The organism is Sphingomonas sp. Mn802worker (assembly GCF_000382485.1).
In the GTDB taxonomy this organism is placed as follows: Bacteria; Pseudomonadota; Alphaproteobacteria; order Sphingomonadales; family Sphingomonadaceae; genus Sphingomonas.
On the sequence record NZ_AORY01000002.1, the window covers coordinates 64,975 to 85,966 of the forward strand.

At 68.1% G+C, this 20,992-nt stretch carries 24 protein-coding genes; 8 read left to right on the forward strand and 16 right to left on the reverse strand.

Annotated elements, in window-relative coordinates; all coding sequences use genetic code 11:
* Nucleotides 1-501 precede the first annotated feature (501 nt).
* The 3 genes from SMN802W_RS0102055 to SMN802W_RS0102065 all read right to left on the reverse strand — a co-directional run bounded on the left by SMN802W_RS0102055 (nucleotide 502) and on the right by SMN802W_RS0102065 (nucleotide 3,343).
* Complete coding sequence (locus tag SMN802W_RS0102055; protein WP_019515221.1) at nucleotides 502-1,878, reverse strand: glycosyl transferase family protein; 1,377 nt, start codon at nucleotides 1,876-1,878, stop codon at nucleotides 502-504.
* Nucleotides 1,879-2,174: 296 nt separating this feature from the next.
* Nucleotides 2,175-2,717, reverse strand: coding sequence for an RcnB family protein (locus tag SMN802W_RS0102060; RefSeq protein ID WP_019515222.1), 543 nt, complete (start codon nucleotides 2,715-2,717; stop codon nucleotides 2,175-2,177).
* A gap of 146 nt (nucleotides 2,718-2,863) precedes the next feature.
* Entirely contained in the window at nucleotides 2,864-3,343 is a 480-nt protein-coding gene (locus SMN802W_RS0102065; RefSeq protein WP_020424624.1) for an outer membrane protein assembly factor BamE, read from the reverse strand.
* A gap of 170 nt (nucleotides 3,344-3,513) precedes the next feature.
* Between SMN802W_RS0102065 and SMN802W_RS16220 the strand changes: the two genes are divergently transcribed.
* A complete protein-coding gene (locus tag SMN802W_RS16220; protein ID WP_037522937.1) occupies nucleotides 3,514-4,041 on the forward strand; it encodes a ubiquinol-cytochrome C chaperone family protein in 528 nt (175 codons plus the stop codon).
* A complete protein-coding gene (locus SMN802W_RS0102075; RefSeq protein ID WP_019515226.1) occupies nucleotides 4,038-4,580 on the forward strand; it encodes a YceD family protein in 543 nt (180 codons plus the stop codon). The genes SMN802W_RS16220 and SMN802W_RS0102075 overlap by 4 nt, the downstream gene beginning before the upstream one ends.
* A 34-nt stretch (nucleotides 4,581-4,614) precedes the next feature.
* Here the strand turns inward: SMN802W_RS0102075 and SMN802W_RS0102080 are convergent, their stop codons facing one another.
* The 4 genes from SMN802W_RS0102080 to mgtE form a co-directional block, all read right to left on the reverse strand.
* A complete protein-coding gene (locus tag SMN802W_RS0102080; protein WP_019515227.1) occupies nucleotides 4,615-4,848 on the reverse strand; it encodes a hypothetical protein in 234 nt (77 codons plus the stop codon).
* 64 nt (nucleotides 4,849-4,912) lie between these two features.
* A complete protein-coding gene (locus tag SMN802W_RS0102085; protein ID WP_019515228.1) occupies nucleotides 4,913-6,214 on the reverse strand; it encodes an Nramp family divalent metal transporter in 1,302 nt (433 codons plus the stop codon).
* 65 nt (nucleotides 6,215-6,279) lie between these two features.
* A complete protein-coding gene (locus SMN802W_RS0102090; RefSeq protein ID WP_019515229.1) occupies nucleotides 6,280-6,696 on the reverse strand; it encodes a DUF1489 family protein in 417 nt (138 codons plus the stop codon).
* 16 nt (nucleotides 6,697-6,712) lie between these two features.
* Entirely contained in the window at nucleotides 6,713-8,143 is a 1,431-nt protein-coding gene (gene mgtE / locus SMN802W_RS0102095) for a magnesium transporter (RefSeq protein ID WP_019515230.1), read from the reverse strand.
* A 154-nt stretch (nucleotides 8,144-8,297) separates the two neighbouring features.
* Between mgtE and SMN802W_RS0102100 the strand changes: the two genes are divergently transcribed.
* Nucleotides 8,298-8,756 (forward strand): peptidylprolyl isomerase, encoded by a 459-nt coding sequence (locus SMN802W_RS0102100; protein WP_019515231.1) that lies wholly within the window; start codon nucleotides 8,298-8,300, stop codon nucleotides 8,754-8,756.
* 54 nt (nucleotides 8,757-8,810) lie between these two features.
* Here SMN802W_RS0102100 and SMN802W_RS0102105 read toward each other — a convergent pair whose 3' ends face one another.
* Nucleotides 8,811-9,695: a LysR substrate-binding domain-containing protein gene (locus tag SMN802W_RS0102105; protein WP_019515232.1), complete on the reverse strand. Its 885-nt coding sequence runs from the start codon at nucleotides 9,693-9,695 to the stop codon at nucleotides 8,811-8,813.
* A 276-nt stretch (nucleotides 9,696-9,971) separates the two neighbouring features.
* Here SMN802W_RS0102105 and SMN802W_RS0102110 point away from each other — a divergent pair, with 276 nt between their 5' ends.
* Complete coding sequence (locus SMN802W_RS0102110; RefSeq protein ID WP_026325645.1) at nucleotides 9,972-12,263, forward strand: CDC48 family AAA ATPase; 2,292 nt, start codon at nucleotides 9,972-9,974, stop codon at nucleotides 12,261-12,263.
* Between the two features lie 36 nt (nucleotides 12,264-12,299).
* Here the strand turns inward: SMN802W_RS0102110 and SMN802W_RS0102115 are convergent, their stop codons facing one another.
* A complete protein-coding gene (locus SMN802W_RS0102115; RefSeq protein WP_019515234.1) occupies nucleotides 12,300-13,616 on the reverse strand; it encodes an MFS transporter in 1,317 nt (438 codons plus the stop codon).
* 2 nt (nucleotides 13,617-13,618) lie between these two features.
* Entirely contained in the window at nucleotides 13,619-13,972 is a 354-nt protein-coding gene (locus tag SMN802W_RS0102120) for an antibiotic biosynthesis monooxygenase family protein (RefSeq protein WP_037522942.1), read from the reverse strand.
* Between the two features lie 133 nt (nucleotides 13,973-14,105).
* Between SMN802W_RS0102120 and SMN802W_RS0102125 the strand changes: the two genes are divergently transcribed.
* A complete protein-coding gene (locus tag SMN802W_RS0102125; protein WP_019515236.1) occupies nucleotides 14,106-14,714 on the forward strand; it encodes a class I SAM-dependent methyltransferase in 609 nt (202 codons plus the stop codon).
* 21 nt (nucleotides 14,715-14,735) lie between these two features.
* Here the strand turns inward: SMN802W_RS0102125 and SMN802W_RS0102130 are convergent, their stop codons facing one another.
* Complete coding sequence (locus SMN802W_RS0102130) at nucleotides 14,736-15,878, reverse strand: phospholipase D-like domain-containing protein (protein WP_019515237.1); 1,143 nt, start codon at nucleotides 15,876-15,878, stop codon at nucleotides 14,736-14,738.
* A gap of 119 nt (nucleotides 15,879-15,997) precedes the next feature.
* On the opposite strand from SMN802W_RS0102130, the gene rpoZ reads away from it, so the two are divergent.
* Nucleotides 15,998-16,342: a DNA-directed RNA polymerase subunit omega gene (gene rpoZ / locus SMN802W_RS0102135; protein WP_019515238.1), complete on the forward strand. Its 345-nt coding sequence runs from the start codon at nucleotides 15,998-16,000 to the stop codon at nucleotides 16,340-16,342.
* Nucleotides 16,343-16,432: 90 nt separating this feature from the next.
* Here the strand turns inward: rpoZ and SMN802W_RS0102140 are convergent, their stop codons facing one another.
* A complete protein-coding gene (locus SMN802W_RS0102140) occupies nucleotides 16,433-17,332 on the reverse strand; it encodes an aldose 1-epimerase family protein (protein ID WP_019515239.1) in 900 nt (299 codons plus the stop codon).
* Between the two features lie 84 nt (nucleotides 17,333-17,416).
* Between SMN802W_RS0102140 and SMN802W_RS0102145 the strand changes: the two genes are divergently transcribed.
* Nucleotides 17,417-17,695: a hypothetical protein gene (locus SMN802W_RS0102145; protein WP_026325647.1), complete on the forward strand. Its 279-nt coding sequence runs from the start codon at nucleotides 17,417-17,419 to the stop codon at nucleotides 17,693-17,695.
* 75 nt (nucleotides 17,696-17,770) lie between these two features.
* Complete coding sequence (locus tag SMN802W_RS0102150) at nucleotides 17,771-18,562, forward strand: DUF72 domain-containing protein (RefSeq protein ID WP_019515241.1); 792 nt, start codon at nucleotides 17,771-17,773, stop codon at nucleotides 18,560-18,562.
* Between the two features lie 21 nt (nucleotides 18,563-18,583).
* Here the strand turns inward: SMN802W_RS0102150 and SMN802W_RS0102155 are convergent, their stop codons facing one another.
* The 4 genes from SMN802W_RS0102155 to SMN802W_RS0102170 all read right to left on the reverse strand — a co-directional run bounded on the left by SMN802W_RS0102155 (nucleotide 18,584) and on the right by SMN802W_RS0102170 (nucleotide 20,951).
* Nucleotides 18,584-18,883, reverse strand: coding sequence for a hypothetical protein (locus SMN802W_RS0102155; protein WP_156818686.1), 300 nt, complete (start codon nucleotides 18,881-18,883; stop codon nucleotides 18,584-18,586).
* Nucleotides 18,884-18,959: 76 nt separating this feature from the next.
* Complete coding sequence (locus SMN802W_RS0102160) at nucleotides 18,960-19,310, reverse strand: hypothetical protein (RefSeq protein ID WP_019515243.1); 351 nt, start codon at nucleotides 19,308-19,310, stop codon at nucleotides 18,960-18,962.
* Between the two features lie 80 nt (nucleotides 19,311-19,390).
* Nucleotides 19,391-20,317 (reverse strand): hypothetical protein, encoded by a 927-nt coding sequence (locus SMN802W_RS0102165; RefSeq protein ID WP_019515244.1) that lies wholly within the window; start codon nucleotides 20,315-20,317, stop codon nucleotides 19,391-19,393.
* Nucleotides 20,310-20,951: a uroporphyrinogen-III synthase gene (locus tag SMN802W_RS0102170; protein ID WP_338010586.1), complete on the reverse strand. Its 642-nt coding sequence runs from the start codon at nucleotides 20,949-20,951 to the stop codon at nucleotides 20,310-20,312. Before SMN802W_RS0102170 ends, SMN802W_RS0102165 begins: the two co-directional genes overlap by 8 nt.
* Nucleotides 20,952-20,992 lie beyond the last annotated feature (41 nt).

Sequence of the window (20,992 nt, forward strand, 5' to 3'; positions counted from 1 at the left end):
CGATGCCGCCCGCGTTCCCACTTCCGCGCACCAGCGACCAGGCGCTGCCCGACCAGCGGGCGCGTGAGGGCAGCACTCGTGCGACCGGCTGCGCGACCTCGGACTGCGGCGCACGCGGTGGCAGGGCAGCGGCGGTGGCGATCACCGCATGCTCGATCGGCCTAACCGCTTCCGCTGCGGCGCTCGCTGTGACTGCGCGGCGTGGAGGAAGCATGACAACGAGTTCCGACGCCGATCCTCGCTCGGGCATCACCACGGCATGTCCGACGCGTGGGAATCCGGATATGGCCGCGACAGGCGAGCCGGCCTCGGTCATGCCCCGCGGCGCGACTACTGGCCCGACGCGCGCGGCGATCAGCTGCTCGCCGCCCTGGACATTCCACAACAACGCTACCCGTGCGCCGGTCCAGCCGCCGACGACGATCATCAGGAATCGCAGCGGGCGCCCGTCGCCACCGAACCGGAGCGCGCCCACACCGCGCCGCGCCGTATTCGGTCCGATCATCCCGCAGCCGGCAGCACGGCGGGAAAGCGGTGCGCCGTCTTGTCCCAGCGTGGCGCGCGGCCCGCCAACATTCCGGCATAGCGCATCACCGCGCGACGGGCGGCGAGCAGCGCGATGAAATTGCCCAACAACGCGCGCGGCACCGATCGCAGCCCCTCACGCCAGCCGTGCTCGTGCGCGGTCGCGCGCGCGCGCACCAGCAACCGCCACGCCAGCAGCACCGCATTGGTCGACAACAAGGCGGCGAGCAGGTCGGTCATCGGCGGCGGCGTATCGCCGACCAGCCAGTGCCCGAGCATCGACACGCCCCAGGCGACAAGCGCGAGATAGCCCGCCGCAAGCGTCACCACCGCCAATGGCGCGCGCCGGTCGCGCATCCGCATCCACAGCTCAGGCAAACGGGCCCGCCCGCCCCAGCCGGTACGGTCCCAGCCGGCAAGCGCAATGCCGGTCATCCAGCGCGCCTTCTGCACGACGGCCGCACGGATCGTGTCGGGGAAATAGGCGCGTACCGCGATCAGCGTACCCGCATGGTCACGCACGCGGACGAAGCAGCTGCGGTAGCCGAGCGCCGCGACGCGCAGCCCGAGTTCGTAATCCTCGGTCAGGCTTGCAGGCTCGAACGGCGCATCGCCGGTCTGCGCCGCCAGCTGTTCGAGCGCATCGCGCCGAATCGCGCAGCCGACCCCCGCGAGCGGCATCGCCGCTCCAAGCGCGGTGCGCACCGGCAGCGCGATCGCGTGCGCCGACGCGAATTCGTCGGCGTAATGGCCGGTGACCATCGGCGACCGCGGATCGATCAAGGGTACGACGGGCAATTGCACCAGCGCGTGCGACAGCAGGTGATGCGCGACCACGCGCAGTTCGGCCGGATGCAGCACATCCTCCGCATCGTGCAGGATCACCGCGCGCGTGATCGCTCCCGCCGCCGCGTCGTCGTGCTGCAAGGCGTGCCACAGCGTGTTGAGGCAATCGGCCTTGGTCGTCGGGCCGGCGCGGCGTCCGACCACCATGCGAACGCGTGCATCGTGGCGTGCAACCGCGCGAACCTCGTCAGACGTGCCGGGATCGTTCGGATAACAACCGACGTAGATACGGTAATCGGGATACTCGACCCGCGCGAGTGCGGCGCGCAGCATCGCGCCGATCACCGCCTGCTCGTCCCACGCCGCGACGAAGATCGCGAGTCGCCCGCCGGCTGGTTGCGGCAGCTGGTCGAGACGCGCGGCCGGACGACGGTGGACGATATACATGAGATCGACCAGCAGGTCGTCGACGCCGCCAATCGCGAACATGACCGCGGCGAACAGCAATGCCTCGTGCAGCGATGCGTCGCACAGGTGCAACGCTGCGGCGGCAATGCCATTGACCATGCCGCCCCCCGACGCCGGTTCTCCCATTCCAAGTCTGCGAAATACGTATCAGGCGTGCAAGCTGCGAAAACTTACGACTTTTTGTGTCAGATATTTAGCCATTCTGGCGCGAAAGGCGAAATCGGCATAGAACAAACGCAGCGCATCGGCGTTCGCGCTTCGGTCCCTTTATCCCCCTTTCGGGACCAGTGCCGACCCAAGCCGGTACCGGCCGCGCCGTGGCGTAACCAACGGCGCGGCCAATCACCGCCGCGAGGGAGACGACGCGCGCCGGAAGAGATGCGTCGTCACTCGCATCACCAGTAGAAGTTGCGGATCACATCGACCACGACGCCGCGGCGCTGATCGACCAGGATCACGTCATTGTAATGCCGCACCCAGCGCGTGTAGCCGCGCGCCGGGGGCAGGTGATAGCGCGACGGATCGTTGATGATGTAGCGCGTGCCGAAATAGCTTGGCGCGATCCGGCCGCCGGGACGGAACGTCTGGTAGCCGAACGGCGCGCGCCAGTCGCCACGCGCGTAGAGCGCGCGGTTCTGCTGCCGCCACGATGACCAGTCGCCCCGGCCCCAGTTGCGGTCACGGTCGGCGCGCCAATCGTTGCCGTAGCGTCCGCGCAGGTCCTCGCGGTACTCGCGCCGCGCCTCGCGCAGGTCGCCGCGCTGCTCGCGGACGTCGTGGCGGTCGCCGTAGCGCTGAGCGTCGCGCACGTCGCGCTGCTCGCGGCGGATATCCTGGCGATCGCGGCGCAGTTCCTCGCGCGACTGAGCGCTGGCGGCGGCGGGGATCGCCGGCAGCGCAACCGCGGCGAGCAGGGCAGTGGTGATCAGACGACGCATGACGATGCTCCTCTTGGTGCCTGCCGCACGGATCGGCAGACGATGGTCAAGGAACTAGCCGCCGGTGACTGAACGACACGGGAATAGGATCGTCAGCGAAACGACAGCTTCGCGCCGCCGTTCACTCAACTCGCGAACCGCGCCCGTTACGGCTGGTCGCGACCGCCCGGACGACCACCGCCGGCGCCGCCGCCCGCACCCGGCGCACCGACCGCGCCGATATTGCCGAACAGTTCGGAGAAGAAGCTGCGGCTGCGGCCCAGCGTCGGCGTGACCTTTTTGGACGGGCTGATCGAGGCGACCTGATCGACGCCCGACTTGCGGATCGCGGTCACATTACCCGCCGCGTCGAAGCTGATCCGCATCGTCAACTGCTCGATCGGCTTGGGCGGATTGAACGCGAAGTTGCGGCTGTCGCGCGCGACATAATACCAGTCGCCCTGGTTGAACTGGCTGGCGAAGGTCGGGTGACCCAGCGTCGCCAGCACCGACTGGCGGTTGTCGACGCCCGGCTGGACCGAGTTCACCAGATCGGCGTCAACGATATAACCCTGGTGCGAGCGAAGCGGCGTGCACCCCGAAGCGAGCAGTCCGGCGGTGACGGCGAGAGGAAGAAGGAAACGCATGGACTCTCCGGCGGGCACGATTCGCGATCCGCACCCGGTCGCGGGCGCGCATCAACGCGGGCGGACGCGTGCCCGAACGTGGACAGGTGCGGCCTTTGCCTCCAATATGCCCCGCGCAGGCGCGACACAAGCGTGCCAATAACACCCGTATCTATCGATACCCTTATCTGATGAAGCGACGAGAAACCTTGGGCTGGCTGAAATCCTTGTTCGGCGGACGCGACCGCACCGCCGCGTTGCCGCTGTACGACGCGGTGATCGCGCGTGCGCGGCAGCCGCACTGGTATCTGGATGGCGCGGTGCCCGATACGCTTGATGGGCGGTTCGACATGGTCGCGGCGGTGCTGGCGATGGTGCAGCTGCGGCTGGAGCGCGACGACGACGGCGCGGCACCGTCCGCGATGCTGACCGAGCGGTTCGTCGACGACATGGACGCGCAGGTTCGCCAGATCGGCTTCGGCGACATGGTGGTCGGCAAGCATGTCGGGCGGATGATGGGGATGCTCGGCGGGCGGCTCGGCGCCTACCGCGAGGGGATCGCGGACGGCACGCTCGACGCCGCGCTGGTACGCAACCTGTACCGCGGCGAGGCAGTCGATCCGCAAGCGGTCGCGCACGTGCGGCGCGAATTGCTGTCGCTCCACCACGCGCTCGGTCAGGCGACCATCCCTGACCTGATGGAAGGGCGCCTGCCGTGAGCGCGCCCGAATTCAGCCGCGTCGAGCGCCTGGACGCGATCGGGTCCGAGCCGCGTGAGGTGTCGATCAGCGCAAAGGAGCCCGAGCGCGCCGCGCTGGCGAGCCGGTTTGAGCTGATCGCGATCGAACGGCTGGAGGGACGCTTCACCGTGCGGAAGGAGGCGGCGGGCATCGGCGTACGCGGGCGCGTGACCGCGACCGTGACGCAGGCGTGCTCGGTCACCGGCGACCCGATCCCGGCGCAGGTAGATGAGCCCGTCGAGCTGCGCTTCGTCCACCCCGCCGGGGTGCGCGCCGCCGCCAGCGACGACGACGCGTACGAGCTCGCCGGCGAGGAGATCGACACGATTGAGATCGAGGGCGGCGGCATCGACTTGGGCGAGGTCGCCGCGGAGACGATGGTGCTGGCGCTCGACCCCTTCCCGCGTGCCCCGCGCGCCGCCGAGGTGCTGCGCGAGGCCGGGGTGATCAGCGAGGAAGAGGCGCGGCCGGCGAACCCGTTCGCGGCGTTGAAGGCGAAGCTGGGGGGCGGCGCCTAGGAGCCGTGGCTCGCCGGCGCCCTCGCCACCGCGATCAACCCTCCGCCAGTTCTGCGCGCGCGCCGGTGATCATGCGCCGCGCGATCTGGCGCACCGCCTCGTCGTCCTTGGTCTCGTCGTGCGCCGGGTCGCCCAGGTGATCGAGGCTGCCGTCGAGATGGTCGAGCAGGCCTGGATGCTTCGCCTCGACATATTCGATCAGCTTAAACAGCAGATGCTCGCTCGCGATCTCGCGGCGGCGGGCCTGAACGGCGGTGTCGTCGGTCATGTCGTGCTCCCTTGGTGTGAGCGCGGTGAACGCGCCGGCGTGCGAAACGGTGCAGACGCTGCGATCACACGATCCAGCTGACCACCAGGCACGCGGTCGCGGCGAACGTCGCTGCGGTCGTGGTCCAGCCGACGATGTTCAACAACGCGCCATTGCGCCGCTCCCCCATCATGCCGCGATCGTTGGTCATCAGCATCATCATGAGCAAGAGCGGCGGGACCGAGAAGCCCTGCACGATCCCCGATACGACCAAGGCGCGCATCGGATTGAAGCCGAGGAAATTGAGCCCCGCCGCCACGATCGTCACGAGCAGAATGACGCCGTAGAACAGCTTCGCCTCGCGCGGCCGGTGGTGCAGCGTCCCCTTCTCGCCCAGCCCTTGCACCAGGTCATAGGCCGCGCCCGTCGTCATCACCGGAATCGCGAGAAAGCCGACGCCGACGACGCCGAGCGCGAACAGCCATTTCGCCCATGCGCCGGCCAGCGGCTCTAGCGCCTGCGCCGCCTGCGCCGCGCTGTCGATCTGCGCGATGCCTTGCGGATGGAGCGTCGTCGCGGTGGACAGGATGATGAAGTAGAGGATGATGTTGGCGAAGACCATGCCGACCATCACGTCGCGCCGCGTCCGCGCGAGCTCGCGTCGGCTCGCGCCGCGACGTTGCCTGGCGGTCAGCTTGCCCTCGTCGATCTGCTCCTCGACCTCCTGGTTCGACTGCCAGGTGTAGACATAGGCCGACAGCGAGGTGCCGATGCACGCAACGATCATGGCAAGGAAATCGGACGAGAAACGCACCTGCGGCGCGACCGTCGCGCGCAGCACCGCCGACCAGTCGGGCCGACCCAGGATCGCGGCCGCGACATAGGCGAACAGCGCCAGCGTCAACCAGCGGAAGATGCTGCGCAGCAGCGCGTAGCTGCCGAACAGCTGGAACAGCACCACGCCCACCGCCACCGCGACGACGATCGTGGGCACGGGGACCGGGACGAGCAGGTTGAGCGCGGCGCCGACCCCGCCCATGTTCGCCGCCGCCTCAATCACGTTGCCGGTGAACGCGCCGAGCATCAGCGGATACAGCAGCCAGCGCGGGTAGCGGTCGCGCACCGCGGCGAACAATCCCTTGCCATAGACCCGCCCGAGTTTTGCCGAGAGATAGGTCACGACGAACATCATCGGCAGCAGGACCGGCGCGATCCACAGGAACGCGAGGCCGAACTTCGCGCCTGCGCTGGCGTAGGTGCCGATCGCGGAAGGATCGTCGTCGGCGGCCCCGGTGATGACGCCGGTGCCGAGCACGCGCAGCGCGCCGCCCTTGCGCGGTTTGGGCGCGTCTAGTTGATGGGGTGTCGCACCGGCCGCCTGCTGCATCTCACCCCCGCCTGATCCATCAGCCAAACTGCGCCGCGGCGGCTTGGTTCAGAACGGCTGATGCATCAAAGCAGCGCGAGCTCGACCAGCCGCCCGACCAGTACCGGCGGCATCGCGGCGACACCGTCGCCCGCGTCACCGCTCAGGTCCCCGGGGGCCTCGTGCGCCTCGAGATAGCGCCAGCCTTGATGCGCGCGGCGCGGGCGGGCGTGGATCAACTGGAAAGCGGGCGACAGGTGGATCGCGACGCGTCCCCCTTCCGCTTCGCCGAACCCCGTGATCGGCGAGCGTGCGACGAGCTGGTGCTTGATGATCCAAAAGAGCGAGCCGCGCCCCGCGACCTCCTCGTGACGCTTGGGCAGGTAGCGCGTCGTCAGAAACAACTCGCCCGCCGCCGCGCGCGCCTTCAGCCGATCGGTCAGGACATCGAGGCTTGCCGCGCCGAACGCGACCTTGGTCAAGTGCAGTGGCGGCAGGGACATAGGCCGCCGATGTGGGTCAGCCCGACAGCCCCCACAAGGCCGCAAGACCCAGGAACGACAGGAACCCCATGACGTCGGTCGCGGTGGTCACGAACACCGCCGAGGAGACCGCGGGGTCGACGTTGGCCTTGTCGAGCGCGACCGGCACGATCACGCCGACCAGCCCCGCGACCACGCTGTTGATCATCATCGCGATCGCGAACACGATCGACAGCTGCAGGTGGCCGAGCACGAGATAGCTGCCGACCGCGCCGACCGTGCCGAGTGCGACCCCGTTGGCGAGCGCGATGCGAAATTCGCGGAACAACATGCGCAGCGTGTTGGAACTGGTCAGCTGGTTGGTGGCGAGTGCGCGCACCATGACGGCGAGCGTCTGCGTCCCCGCATTGCCGCCCAGTGCCGACACGATCGGCATCAGCGCGGCGAGCAGGGCGAAGCGCGCGATCTCGCCCTGGAACAGCCCGACGACCGAGGCCGACAGAATCGTTGCGCCCAGATTGACCACCAGCCACGCGACGCGCGTGCGCACCGTCAGCCGGATCGGCTCGTTGATGTCGCCTTCGCCTGCGCCCGACAGCCGCAGCACGTCCTCGCCGGCCTCCTGCTGGATGATGTGGACGATGTCGTCGACGGTGATCATGCCGACCAGCCGCCCAGAGCCGTCGACCACCGCAGCGGAAATCAAAGCGTATTTCTGAAAGCGGAGCGCGACTTCCTCCTGGTCCATGTCGACCGGGATCAGTGTCTGCTCGCGCTGCATGACGTCCGCCATCGCAATGTCGCGCGGGGTGCGCAGGATCCACGACAATGCGCAGGTGCCGACCGGCTTGTGGCTCGGGTCGACCACGAAGATTTCCCAGAAATCGGTTGTCAGCTCGTCATGCCCGCGCAGGTAATCGAGCGCGTCGCCGACGGTCCAATGCTCGGGCACCGCGACCAGATCGCGCTGCATCAGGCGACCGGCGGTTTCCTCGGGATAGGACAGCGCCTCCTCGATCGCGGCGCGGTCGTCGGGCTCCATCGCGCGCAGGACCTCGCGCTGGTCCTCGACGTCCATGTCCTCGATGATCGCGACGGCGTCGTCGGTGTCGAGCTCGCTTGCGATATCGGCGACCTGCCGCGCGTCGAGCGCGTCGATCAGCGCCTCGCGGACATAGTCGTTCATTTCAGCGAACACGTCGGCGTCGAGCTGGTCGGCAATCGCGGCGGCGAGGTCGCGGCGGCGGTCCTCGGGCGTCAGCTCGAACAGGTCGGCGATGTCGGCGGGGTGGAGCGGTGCGACCAGCGCGCGCGCGGCATCGACGTCGCCCGCCTCGACCGCGTCCAGCACCGCGTCGACGAAGGCGGGTTTCAGCCGATCGTCCTCGTCCAGCTGGTTCGTTGCGGCGGGGTCACCTTGTTCGATGACCTCTTCGCGTTCGAGGTCGGGAAGCTCGGTCTCGCCCATGTCGCGTGCCTCCCTGCTGTTCGTCGACCCGCGCGCCTTATCGTTGCCTCACGCGAATGGCCATGCGTCATTTGCCCCCACTCGTTTGCCCGCGCGTTTGCCTCCCGATCGATGCGACACTAACTGTGCGCACAAGAACACGAAAGGAACCTGTGTGGCCGATACCTTCAACACCCTGACACTGACGCTTGATGGCGGCGACGTGACGATCCGCCTGCGCCCCGACCTCGCACCCGAGCACGTGCAGCGCATCGGCGAGCTCGCCAACGAGGGCTTCTACGACGGCGTTCCGTTCCACCGCGTCATCCCCGGCTTCATGGCGCAGGGCGGTGACGGCGGTAACCACAACGGCACCGGCGGGTCGAAGAAGCCGAACCTCAAGCAGGAGTTCAGCAAGGAGCCGCACGTGCGCGGCACCTGCTCCATGGCGCGGACGATGGACCCGAACTCGGCCAATTCGCAGTTCTTCATCTGCTTCGACGATGCACGCTTCCTTGACAACCAGTACACCGTTTGGGGCGAGGTGACCGACGGCATGGAGCTGATCGACGCGCTGCCGAAGGGTGAGCCGCCGCGCGAGCCGGGCAAGATCGTCAAGGCGAAGGCCGAGTAAGCGGGGCGGAATAATTATCTCCGGCCCGCCCGCTCCGGCAGGGCGGCGGGCCGTTCAGTCGGTGCGCAGCGTCGCGATCAACCAGTCGCGGAAGATGCGCACCGGCTTCGTCTGCAACGCGCGCGGACGGCAGACGAACCAGTAGGAATAGGGGCTCTCGACCTCCAGTCCGAACAGCCGCACCAGCCTCGGGTCGTTCGCGTCGTTGAAGTGGCTTTCGAGCATGAAAGCAACGCCCAGCCCCTGCGCCGCAGCCTCAAGCATCAGCGCACCCGAATCGAAATGATCGATCGCCCTGGGCTCGACATCGGCGATCCCCGCGCTGTGGCGCCAGGCGGTGAAATTATCGGCCATGTCGCGGTGGATCAGCACGCTGTGATCGGCGAGCTGTTCCGGCCTGAGCAGTGGGTCCGCCCCATCCACCAACGTCCGCGCGCCGATCGCGTACACCTTGTTGCGGTCGAGCCGCTCGGCATAGAGCGTCGGGTCGACCTCGCGCGCCAGCACGATCACCGCGTCCAGCCCCTCGCCCAGTCGCGAGATCGCGTTGCTGCCGGTGTCGACGTCGAGGTGCAACTCGGGGCGCGCCGCGCGCAGCTGCGCCAGTTTCGGGAACAGTCGTTGCGAGGCAAACAGCGGCAACACGCCGAGCCGAAGTCGCAACACCTCGCCCCCGCTGGTCATCGATTCAACCGCGTCAGACAGGCTGTCGAGCGCAGGCGCGATCGCGGCGAGCAGGCGGTCGCCATCCGCGTTGGGGGTCATCGCCTGATGCCGGCGATCGAACAACGGGCGGCCGAGGAAGCGCTCCAGCGTCTGGATACGCCGGCTGAGCGCAGGCGCCGACAGCGCGAGCTCCGTCGCCGCCGCCTTGATCGACCCCAGCCGCGCGACCGCGACGAATGCTTCGATGGCAGTAAGCGGGGGCAGGCGACGCATGGCAGGTCCGTCTTGTCGCGGGAGGTGGAAGGATGTCAGACGATTGTTATTTGTGCAATCGTAGATGACCGTTTTCGCACTTGCAACATGATCCGCTGCGACGCAAAAAGAGCGGGCCTTTTAGGCATCCTCTCCTAAAAACTTTTACGGGCCGGTCATCTGATCGGCCCTTTTTTTCGTCTTCGTCAGATCGGCCGCTCGCGCGTGGCAAGCTCGCAATCGGGAACCCGCCGCCTATCTCCTGCGCTCGACGCTTTCGAGCGAGTGAGGGATCGAATGGCTGACGCCGAACAACCTACCAGATTGCAGGTCGCGAACGCACGGCCTGAGGATTCCGGCCGCGGCATCGCGCATCTGCCGCGCGCGATCATGGCATCGCTCGGCATCACCGATGGCGACGTGATCGAGATTTCGGGCAAGAAGGTGACACCGGCGCGTGCGGTCGGACCGTACAACGAGGACGAAGGGTTGGCGCTGATCCGCATCGACGGGTTGCAGCGCGCCAATGCGGGCGTCGGCTCGGGCGATTTCGTTGAGGTGCGCCGTGCCGAATCGAAGCCCGCCACCCGCGTCGTCTTCGCGCCCGCGCAGCAGAATCTGCGGCTGCAGGGCTCGACCAACGCGCTCAAACGCACCTTCATCGGGCGTCCGTTTGCGCAAGGAGATGTTGTCGCGACCGCAGGGCACCAGCGCGTGCAGAACATGCCGCCGGGAATGCAGCAGTTCGTCAACGCACCTGCCTATGCGTTGCAGGAAATCCGCCTGCTCGTTGTCTCGGCGACGCCGAAGGGCATCGTCCACGTCGACGAGAATACCGAGATTGAGCTGCGCCCCGAATATGAGGAGCCCGATGCAGCGCGCCGCGCCGACGTCACCTACGACGATATCGGCGGCATGGCGGGCACGATCGACCAGCTGCGCGAGATGGTCGAATTGCCGCTGCGCTATCCCGAACTGTTCCAGCGCTTGGGCGTCGATCCGCCCAAGGGCCTGCTGCTCTACGGTCCGCCCGGCACCGGCAAGACGCGGCTGGCGCGCGCGGTGGCGAACGAATCGGATGCGCAATTCTTCCTCATCAACGGCCCCGAGATCATGGGCTCCGCCTACGGCGAGTCGGAAGGCCGGCTGCGCCAGGTATTCGAGGAAGCGGCGAAGAACGCCCCTTCGATCGTCTTCATCGACGAGATCGACTCGATCGCGCCCAAGCGCGGGCAGGTATCGGGCGAGGCGGAGAAGCGCGTCGTCGCGCAATTGCTGACGTTGATGGACGGGCTGGAGGCGCGCGCGAACCTCGTCGTCATCGCCGCGACCAACCGGCCCGAGGCGATCGACGAGGCGCTCCGCCGGCCCGGTCGCTTCGATCGCGAAATTGTCGTCGGCGTGCCCGACGAGCGCGGACGGCGTGAGATTCTAGGCATCCACACGCGCGGCATGCCGCTGGGCGACAAGGTCGACTTGGGCGAACTCGCGCGCACGACCTTCGGCTTCGTCGGCGCGGATCTCGCCGCGCTGACGCGCGAGGCGGCGATCGAGGCGGTGCGGCGCATCATGCCGCAGCTCAATCTCGAAGAGCGCACGATCCCGCCGGAGGTGCTCGACACGCTGGCGGTCACGCGCGAGGACTTCCTCGGTGCGCTGAAACGCGTCCAGCCGAGCGCGATGCGCGAGGTGATGGTACAGGCGCCGACGACCAAGTGGAGCGATGTCGGCGGATTGGACGACGCGCAGATGCGGTTGAAGGAAGGCGTCGAGCTACCGCTCAAGAACCCCGACGCGTTCCGCCGGCTTGGCATCCGTCCGGCCAAGGGCTTCCTGCTCTACGGCCCGCCCGGCACCGGCAAGACCCTGCTCGCCAAGGCGGTCGCGCGCGAGGCGGAAGCGAACTTCATCGCCACCAAGTCGAGCGACCTGTTGTCGAAATGGTACGGCGAGAGCGAGCAGCAGATCACACGGCTGTTCCAGCGCGCGCGACAGGTCGCGCCGACCGTGATCTTCATCGACGAATTCGACAGCCTCGTCCCCGCGCGTGGCGGCGGCATGGGCGAGCCGCAGGTGACCGAGCGGGTGGTCAACACGATCCTCGCCGAGATGGACGGGCTCGAGGAGCTGCAATCGGTCGTCGTCATCGGGGCGACCAACCGGCCCAATCTGGTCGACCCTGCGCTGCTGCGACCGGGCCGCTTCGACGAGCTGATCTACGTCGGGCTGCCCAGTCGCGAAGGACGTCGGCGCATTCTCGGCATCCAGACGGAAAAGATGCCGCTCGGGTCCGATGTCGATCTCGACGACATCGCCGCGCGTACCGAGCGCTTCACCGGTGCCGATCTGGAGGACGTGGTGCGCCGCGCCGGGCTGATCGCGCTGCGCGAGCACATCGACAACACGCAGGTAAGCCAGTCCAACTTCGAACGCGCGCTGGAGGACTCACGCGCCAGCGTCACGCCCGAGGTCGAGCGCGAGTATGAGCAGATGGCGGCCAAGCTGAAGCAGGAGGCGAATGCGATTCAGCCGATCGGCTTCATCTCGCCCGGGCAGCTCACCCCGCGCGGGCCGAAGGGCAGCGACTGATGTTGACGGGTGCCGCCGCCCGCGCGGTCGGCACCCTCACACCTCGGGATCGCTCCACACCTGCGCGTCGCCCTCTGGCGTGCGCAGCGCGCGTGGAGCGTAGAACAACAGTAGCAGGCACGCCGCACCTGCGGTCAGATACGGCAACGAATGCTGCACCTCGTACAGCCCGACCCCGATCGAGGGGCCGAGCACGAAGCTGGCGCCGTTGACGCTCGTCACCTTGCCCGCGACAGACCCTTGCGCCGCCGGTCCGACCGCAAGGCTCGACCCCGCGGTGAAGCCCGGCCGCGTGAAGCCGAACCCCAGGCTCGCCAGCGCATAGGCGGTCGCGATGCCGTAGAGCGAGGTCGCAAGTCCCGTCAGCGCCGTTCCCGCCGCCGCCAGCACGAGACCCGTCAGCACCAGCGCGCGGGGCTTCAGGTTGAGGAGCGGGATCAGCCCCCATTGCGCGAGCAACGCCGCGCCCGCGCCCATCATCAGCACGATGCCGGTCGGCTCCAGCGCGGCGGCGGGCGCGACGTGGAGCCGGTCGATGACGAGGAAGCCGATCGCCTGCCCCGTCATCGCCTGCGCATGCCCCATCACTAGCCCGGCGATCATCCACGCCCTGATCCGCGGGTCGGTGAAGCGCACCTCGGTGCGCCCCTCCGCGATCGCCGCGGTGACGCTCGCGCCCGACGCCTGCCCGCCGATCGAGGGATAGGCGTTGGCGGCGCCATGCACGCCGGCCTCGATACCGCGATCGTCAGGCAGCACGCGCCTGACCGTCACGAACACGATCAGCCCGAACACCGCGAACATGAATGCCGGCCCGGCAAGCCCGACCTCGAACCGGCCGACATGCCCCAGGATCAGATAGGGCGCGAGCGCCGGACCCAGGATCGTACCCAAACCGAATGCGGAGGCGAGCAGCGTCAGCGCGCGCGTCCGCTCCTCGCGCGTGGTGTCCCCCGCCACCAGCGCCTGTACCGCGGGCGGCGCGGCCGAGCCGAACGTGCCGTAGATCAGCCGCCCGAAAATAAAGAGCACGAACGCGGTCGTGCCCCCGATCCAGCCGTTGATGCCCGCCGCCAGGAACACGCCGCACAAGGTCAGGCTGACGCAGAAGCCGCCCATGCCGAACAGGATCATCAGCCGCCGCCCGTGCCGGTCCGATCGCTTGGCCCAGAACGGCGCGGCGAGCACCCATAGCAGCGCCGAGACGGAGAAGGCGGCAGCGACCGCGCTGTCCTTTACCCCCAAAGACCGGCCGAGTGCGGGCAACACCGATTGCAGCGCGGTGTTCCCGGCCGCGATCGTCAGCATGACGAGGAACATCAGCGCGAACCGCTGGTCGAACCCGCGCTTCATGCCTACTCCCCCTCCCTTCGTCGCCACGCATAGCTCCGCGAGACCTGCGCGACGTGCAGGTCATAGGCGTCGTACCAGCGCCCGCGCCCCGCCTCCCGCGCTGCAGCATGGTCGGGGTGCGCGCGCCACGCAATCGCGCTGGCCTCGTCCGCCCAGTAACTGACGGTGATGCCGAAGCCGTCGTCACCGCGCGCCGCGTCGACACCGAGATAACCGGGCTGTTGCGCGGCGAACGCGTCCATCGACGCCGCCGCGGCGGCGTAGCCGTCATGATCGGCATCGCTGCGCCAGGCGGCGAAGATCACTGCCACCTGCCCGGTTCTCCCATGCTGCGCCGCTGTTCTATCGTCCGGCATGGCTTTGTCGATTAGGCGCTTGGGGGCGCGGCGCAACCCCGCTATGGCAGCGTTTGCGCTTCATCGAGCGTTCGTCAAACCGGGCTGCAGCGGAGCCGAGCAGCACCGATCAACGGGAGCAGTGCCTTTCCTCATGCCCAGTTCGACCAACGCGATGCGTCGCGCCCGGCCCGCCGGTGTTCCCGGACCGCTGCAGATGTTCTTTCAGGGCTTCCTGAAGCACCCGGTCATGGTCGGCTCGATCATTCCATCGTCCGACCGGTTGATCCGCAAGATGCTGGCGCCTGTCGATTGGGCGAATTGCAAGCTGTTCGTCGAATACGGCCCCGGCGTCGGCACCTTCTGCCGCCCGATCCTGGAGCGGATGGCGCCAGACGCGACGCTGATCGCGATCGACACCAACCCGGATTTTATCCGCTACCTCGACCATACGATCACTGACTCGCGCTTCGTCGCGGTTGAGGGGTCGGCGGCGGATGTCGAGCGGATCATCGCCGAGCAGGGCCACGAATCGGCCGATTACATCCTCTCGGGACTTCCCTTCTCGACGCTGCCCGACGGGGTCGGCCCGGAGATCGCGGCCGCGACGCACCGCGCGCTGCGCAAGGACGGCGCGTTCCTGGTCTATCAGTTCAGCCCCAAGGTACGCGACTTCATCGCCGCGCATTTCACGCGCATCGACCATAGCATGGAATGGTGGAACGTGCCGCCGGCGCAGCTCTACTGGGCGCACAAGGACTGAGGCGACCGGAGACGCCGGCCGCTACAGCGCCTCGCTGCGGAAGTTGAGTCCGCGCGACACGGTCGGATCGAGTACGCCGACGATCAGATAGGCCGCGAACTGCTTGCTGCGCTGCCACCATCCGGTCGCCTCGGCATAGCCCTCGCGCGTGATCTCGCGCGAGTGCGCGATCTCGCCGTCGATATAGCCGCGCACCGTCGCGGCGAAATCCGCATCCTCGATCCTGAGCATTAGCTCCAGGTTGATGAACAGGCTACGCATGTCGAAATTGGCGCTGCCGATGTAGACCGCGTCGTCGACGACGTAGAGTTTGGTGTGCAGCTTGGTCGGCTGATATTCCCACACGCGCACGCCTTTTTTCAGCAAGCCGCGATAGGTGAAGCGGGCCGCCGCGATCGTGGCATTGTTGTCGGATTTCGCCGCGGTGACGACGCGCACCGCCTGACCGATCTTTCCCGCTTTATCCAGCCGGCGCAGGATTGTCGGGCTTGGCGTGAAATAGGCCGCGATCAGGTCGATCCGCTTGGCCCGCCGCATGTCATGCCGAATCGCGCGCGCCCAAGGCGACAGCCGCCGGGTCGGCCCACCGATCAGCCAGCGTAAGGACCCCTGCGTCTCGCTCCACCGCGACAGCGCACGGTTGAGGTGGCGCAGCTTGCCCTTGGGCGCCTGAACCCACTCCTCCAGCGCGTCGAAATAGCCTGCCATCCGCGACGCCGCCTCACCCTCCACCAGCAGCCCCAGGTCGCGCCATGCCTGCTCGCGCTCGGTGCCGAAATAATCGTCCTCGACGTTGAATCCGCCGGTTAGGATGCGCGCGCGGCTCGTGCCAGCGTCGGCCAGCGCGAGCTTCTGGTGGTTACGCAACAGGTATCGCCGCCCGAACCGCGGCGAGAAGCGGCACACCGATATGCCCGCGTCACGTAGGGAATCGAAGAAATGCACGTCGGCGTCGTCGCTGCCGAACCCGTCGACGATCAGCGCGACCGTCACCCCGCGCCTTGCCGCCTCGATCAACGCGTCGTTGATCCGCCTTCCCGATGCGTCGTCGGCGTAAATGTAGAAGATCAGCCTGAGCGAGGTCTGTGCGCCCTCAATCAGGTCGAGCAAGGCGCGACGGCGCTCAGGCCCTTCGGTCAACAGGGTCAGGCGATGATCGTCCACCGTGACCGGCTCGATCCCTATCCCGGTTGCTTTGCTCCCGGCCGCTCTCGTTGACTTCACGACACGCTCGTCATACACAGGCATCTTCCCGTATCCGTTTATTCGCAAGGAAGCCGCTGATGGCGCGCGTGACCGTCGAGGATTGCGTCGACAAGATCCCGAACCGTTTCGACCTGGTGTTGATGGCCGCGCAGCGCGCGCGCCAGATCTCGGGCGGCGCGGAACTCACGCTCGATCGCGACCGTGACAAGAACCCGGTCGTCGCGCTGCGCGAGATCGCCGAGCAGACGGTGCGCCCGCGCGACCTGAACGAATCGGCAGTGCAGGGTCTGCAGCGTGTCCGCATCGACGACGAGGACGAGGCGGACGAGGTCGGCAGCCTGGCCGCGTCGGCAGAGGCACTGCGCCTCACCGCCGCCGCGCCGCCGCGCAACCAGAACCTGGGCGCCGATTACGACGGCTGATCGCCGCTGATCGATCGCCTGCACGGCCGGTCGCTTCCTTGAGCGGCCGGCCGTTGTCGTTTCTCGTACCTTTGATGTTCTTAGGCTCAGTCATGCCAGCAGCGTCACCGACATGGTGATGCGCTTCTCGCCGCCAGGCGCGACCTCGAACACGCCGGGCTTGTCGCGATACTCACCCGTGTAGCCGGCGGGGTCAGCGATGCCGTGCCACGGCTCGACACAGACGAACGGCGCGCCCGGCTTGGTCCACACCCCCAGCATCGGCGTGTCGGGAAACGCGATCTCGAGTGCGGGGCCACGCTCGGCGCCGTAGCGCACCGACTGGCTGCGCACATGATCCCACACCAATGCGTCGCGCGCGAAGAGGTCGTCGGTGAGGTGCAGCGTGCGTCCGTCGAGCGGCGAGGCGCGATGCTCGGACGTGATCTGCCCGTCGGCGTTCAGTACCCGCAACGTGTCAGGCTCGTCGGCGGCAAAGGTGATGCGATGGTCCGCGCGCGGCTCGCCGTACGGCAGCGGCCAGGCGAACGCCGGGTGGAAGCCGAAGCTGGCGGGCAGCGCCACGTCGGCCGGATTATGGATCGTGATCGCGAGTTCGATCGTGGCGTCGGTAATCGTGAACGCCGCCTCAAGTCGGAACGCGAATGGGTAGGACTTGCGTGTTTCCGCGTCGTCGCCGAGCGCGAACACGATGCGCGATGCCTCATGCGAGACGAGCGCGAACTCGCGCCGCCGCGCGAAGCCGTGCTGCTGCATCGGATAGACGCGGCCGTCGACGCGGATCACCTCGCCCGCAGGTTTGCCGACGACCGGGAACAATAAAGGCGCGCGCCCGGTCCACCAGCGCGGATCGGCGTCCGTCATCAACTCACGCCCGTCCGCATCGCGGATCGACGACAGTTCGGCACCGTGCGGATTGATCGCGGCGGAAAGCCGGTCGGAGGCGATGGTGAACCAGCCGTGCTCGGCCGCGGGTGTCTGATCGGGCATGGTGGCGGAACGCGCGAGCCGCGATTTGGAACCCTCCGGTGCGGCGGATCATTGACGATCCGCAACGAAAAAGGGGTGCAATCCGTGAAGACCGTTCTGAAAGCCGCCGGTGTCGCCGGCCTGTTGATGCTGGGCGCGTGCGGCGGCAATGCCGACGACAAGGCCGCCGACAACATCGAGGCGATGACCGAGAACCGCGCCGACGCGCTCGATGCGCAGGCCGATGCGGCCTCGAACGAGCAGAAGTCCGACATGCTCGAGGACAAGGCCGACAACGTCCGCGAGATGGGCGACGATGCCGCGGACAAGGCCGACGACAACGACGACGCGCGTGTCGAGCAGCAGGTCAAGAACCAGCTGTGATCCGCGTAGGGCGGCGTCGTCCCGCCGCCCTTCCACCAGGCGACCCGCGCGCGACGATCCGCTACATCCGCCAGCATGACCAATCCCATCCGAGTCGGTATCGGCGGCTGGACCTATGAGCCATGGCGCGGCAGCTTCTATCCGCCCAAATGGCCGATCAAGCGCGAACTCGAATATGCGAGCCGGCACGTCTCCGCGATCGAGGTCAACGGCACCTTCTACTCCTCGTTCAAGCCGGCGACCTTCGCCAACTGGCGAGACACCGCGCCCGACGGTTTTGTCTTCGCGCTGAAAGCCTCGCGCTATTGCGTGACGCGCAAGGTGCTGGCGGAAGCCGGCGAGTCGATCGCGCGCTTCGTTGGGCAGGGCATCGTCGAACTCGGCGACAAGCTCGGCCCGATCCTGTGGCAGTTCGCCGCGACGCGCCACTTCGACGCCGACGATTTCGCCGCCTTCCTGGCGCTGCTGCCCTCCGCGCATGAGGGCGTCGCGCTGCGCCATGCGGTGCACGTGCGCCACGACAGCTTCTTCACGCCCGATTTCGTCGCGCTGTGCCGCGCCGCCGGCGTCGCGATCGTATACGCCGACTCGGCCGACTACCCCGCGACCGGCGACGTGTCGGGCGACTTTGCCTACCTTCGGCTGGAGGACGCGCGCGAGGACGAGCCGACCGGCTACGCGCCCGCTGCGCTCGACCGCTGGGCACAGACGGCGCAGGCGCTCGCGAACGGCGAGACGCCCAAGGTGCTGCCATGCGCCGCCGAACCAGCACCGGTGCGCCCGCGCGACACGTTCGTGTTCATGATCAACGGTGCGAAGGTACGCGCGCCGCACGCCGCGATGGCGTTAATCGAGCGATTGAGGTGAGCGAACGGGGTTAAGCGCGAGCTATCCGATGTCGCCGGAATCGCCAAAGAGCGCGAGCGTCAACACCGCGGCAAGTGCGGCGGCGCGACGGGCCGGATCGCGCGTGACGACCACGCGGCAGCTGCCGCCGGCTGTCAATTCGATCAGCGACGCCTGCGTGCCATCGGCCGTGTCGATCTGGTAACCGGCCAGCGCCCCCGAAAGCGCGGTCGCGCCCGCGATTCCATGCAGCGACCTGATCGACAGACGGTTGTGCCCCAGCGACACCGTGCCGCTGCGACGTTCGGCAAGAGCACGCGCCGCAGTTGGCACCGCGCGCAATCTCAGCCCGCCCGCATCGCGCCCGTCGAGACGAAACGCGCATACCAGCTGGAGTGGGTTCGACTCGCTTGCGAGGTCAACCACACCCAGCGTATCGCGGTGTTCCTCGCGCGCGTAGCGCCAGCGTGCCGCCGATGTCGGCGCGCGTCACCTCGAACGCCATCGTGCCATAGCGTACCGCCTGTCCGATGCGCACGGCGTCAAACGCATCGCCAAACGTATCGACGCCCCAGCCAATCGCATCGCGCCGATCGTCACGTCGCACAGTGCCGCGCATATTACCCAAGCGGAAGCTGCCGTTCGACCATCCCGGAATCCCGGTCACGTCGATCCGTTCGCCCTCGATCGCGGCCTGATCAAACCCGGCGATGCGCGCGCCCGCGCATCCGCTCAGCAACGCCGCCGCAAGGACGATCCACGTGCGCATCAGTCACCCTCCCCTGTGTCTGCCTGGACGCTCTTGCCGGACGAGGAACGTGACGCTGCCGAGATGAACGCCGCGTTACCTTACAGGTAGTTGCCGAGCTCGACCGTGGGCGCGGGCTGCGGCTGGATCGGCAGCCCCGGATTCTGGATGACCTGCGGGGTGGTGACAGGCGGTGTCACCGGACCGACGATCGCGATCGTCTCCAGCTGGTCGAGCGCGCGATGCGCGTCGACGTAGCGCTGCGCGGCGTCCGTCCACGTCGCGGCGTTCTTTGCGCCGGGCAGGCGTTTCGCCTCCGCCAGCGCTTCCTCGACCCGCCCTGCGTCGACCAGCCGACGTGCGCGCGCGAGGCGGTCGGCGGGAAGCGGTGACGCCGTACCCGCCTGATGGATCACGACCAGGTTGCGCAGCTCCGCACCCAGCCCGCCCCACCAGCTGCTCTCGCGCGCGAGCAGCGTCGGTGCGGCGGTGTCGAGGTCCTGGCGCAGGCTTTCAAGCGTCACCGGATTGCGCGACGCGCGGATCACCGCCGACGCCTCACGCGGCGCGCCGGCGAAGCGGGCGCGTAGCTGCTCCTCAAGGTAACCGAGACCAAGCCCGCGATCGATCGCCCGGCGCGCGGCAAAGGCGATCAGGATCGCCTCGGCGCGGCCGGCGCGACCCTCGGCATTGGCGGTGCTGCTGCCGAGCGTCGCGGCACGCGCTTCCAGGCTCGCGATCTGCGCGGCGAGTGCGGCTTCACGCTGCGACAAGGCGTCGGTGTCGGCGGGCGCGGACGGCTCGGTCGACGTCTGGGTCACAGTCTGGGAAGGGGTCCGCGCCGCCGTCCGCGTCGCGCTTGCGTCGCTGCTCCGCCTGAGCCAGTTCGGCTCGTCACGGATCGCGAAGATCATCAATCCCAGCCCGATCGCCAGCACCAGCACGGCGATCAGCACCGCCGGCCCCATACGCCCCGATCCTGTGCGCGAAGGCCGCGCGCCGTCGCCGAACGGATGGTCGTCACTCATGCCGGGCGTTATCCTCGCGCCCGCGTGCCGGGTCAATCGCGCGCTTCGTTGCTGCGGCGATCACTGCGGCATCGTTCGGTGTTTCCGCGACGGCGACCCGCGCCCAGCCCGCGCCTGCCGCCGCCGCGACCTTGGCGCTGATCGCGGCAAGCATCACCGATCCTCGTGACGATCCGCCCCAGAGCGCAGCGAATCGCAGCGCCGCGCGGGCCGAGTGGAGCAGCACCACGCCATCGATCGCGGGTGCGAGCGCATCGGGCGCGACGGGCAGTGCGTCGCTTGCATAGACGATCACGCGCTCAGACCCCGGCACGGCGACGTGCTCGCGTCCGGCGAGGTGGAGCAGGCGCGGAAACGCTGATGCCGCTGCGATCGCCGCCGCCGCATCGTTTCGCCCGGTCACGACGACATGGAGACCCGCTGCACGCGCCGCCGCCGCCGTTGCCTCCCCTACCACCACGACGGGGAGCGTGCTTAGACGGCGGAGGCCGGCACCGGCGAGCCGGACCGCATTGGCGCTGGTCAGCAGCACGGCATCGAAGCGCGCCGGATCGGGCACGTCCCACGCCATCGCGCGCACCGCGAACAACGGCACGCCGACCGCCTCCACTCCGGCGCCGCGCAAGCTGGCCACCGTGCGCGCGTTACCGGGCTCGGGCCTCACCACCAGCGCGC

Coding starts and splice junctions, on each gene's coding strand:
- SMN802W_RS0102110 (WP_026325645.1), top strand. CDS start 9,972: ATGGCTGACGCCGAACAACCTACCAGATTGCAGGTCGCGAACGCACGG.
- SMN802W_RS0102160 (WP_019515243.1), bottom strand. CDS start 19,310: ATGCGCACGTGGATCGTCCTTGCGGCGGCGTTGCTGAGCGGATGCGCG.
- SMN802W_RS0102090 (WP_019515229.1), bottom strand. CDS start 6,696: ATGTCCCTGCCGCCACTGCACTTGACCAAGGTCGCGTTCGGCGCGGCA.
- SMN802W_RS16220 (WP_037522937.1), top strand. CDS start 3,514: ATGAAGCGACGAGAAACCTTGGGCTGGCTGAAATCCTTGTTCGGCGGA.
- SMN802W_RS0102085 (WP_019515228.1), bottom strand. CDS start 6,214: ATGCAGCAGGCGGCCGGTGCGACACCCCATCAACTAGACGCGCCCAAA.
- SMN802W_RS0102080 (WP_019515227.1), bottom strand. CDS start 4,848: ATGACCGACGACACCGCCGTTCAGGCCCGCCGCCGCGAGATCGCGAGC.
- SMN802W_RS0102060 (WP_019515222.1), bottom strand. CDS start 2,717: ATGCGTCGTCTGATCACCACTGCCCTGCTCGCCGCGGTTGCGCTGCCG.
- SMN802W_RS0102105 (WP_019515232.1), bottom strand. CDS start 9,695: ATGCGTCGCCTGCCCCCGCTTACTGCCATCGAAGCATTCGTCGCGGTC.
- mgtE (WP_019515230.1), bottom strand. CDS start 8,143: ATGGGCGAGACCGAGCTTCCCGACCTCGAACGCGAAGAGGTCATCGAA.
- SMN802W_RS0102125 (WP_019515236.1), top strand. CDS start 14,106: ATGCCCAGTTCGACCAACGCGATGCGTCGCGCCCGGCCCGCCGGTGTT.
- SMN802W_RS0102055 (WP_019515221.1), bottom strand. CDS start 1,878: ATGGTCAATGGCATTGCCGCCGCAGCGTTGCACCTGTGCGACGCATCG.
- SMN802W_RS0102065 (WP_020424624.1), bottom strand. CDS start 3,343: ATGCGTTTCCTTCTTCCTCTCGCCGTCACCGCCGGACTGCTCGCTTCG.
- rpoZ (WP_019515238.1), top strand. CDS start 15,998: ATGGCGCGCGTGACCGTCGAGGATTGCGTCGACAAGATCCCGAACCGT.
- SMN802W_RS0102150 (WP_019515241.1), top strand. CDS start 17,771: ATGACCAATCCCATCCGAGTCGGTATCGGCGGCTGGACCTATGAGCCA.
- SMN802W_RS0102120 (WP_037522942.1), bottom strand. CDS start 13,972: ATGCCGGACGATAGAACAGCGGCGCAGCATGGGAGAACCGGGCAGGTG.
- SMN802W_RS0102165 (WP_019515244.1), bottom strand. CDS start 20,317: ATGAGTGACGACCATCCGTTCGGCGACGGCGCGCGGCCTTCGCGCACA.
- SMN802W_RS0102140 (WP_019515239.1), bottom strand. CDS start 17,332: ATGCCCGATCAGACACCCGCGGCCGAGCACGGCTGGTTCACCATCGCC.
- SMN802W_RS0102115 (WP_019515234.1), bottom strand. CDS start 13,616: ATGAAGCGCGGGTTCGACCAGCGGTTCGCGCTGATGTTCCTCGTCATG.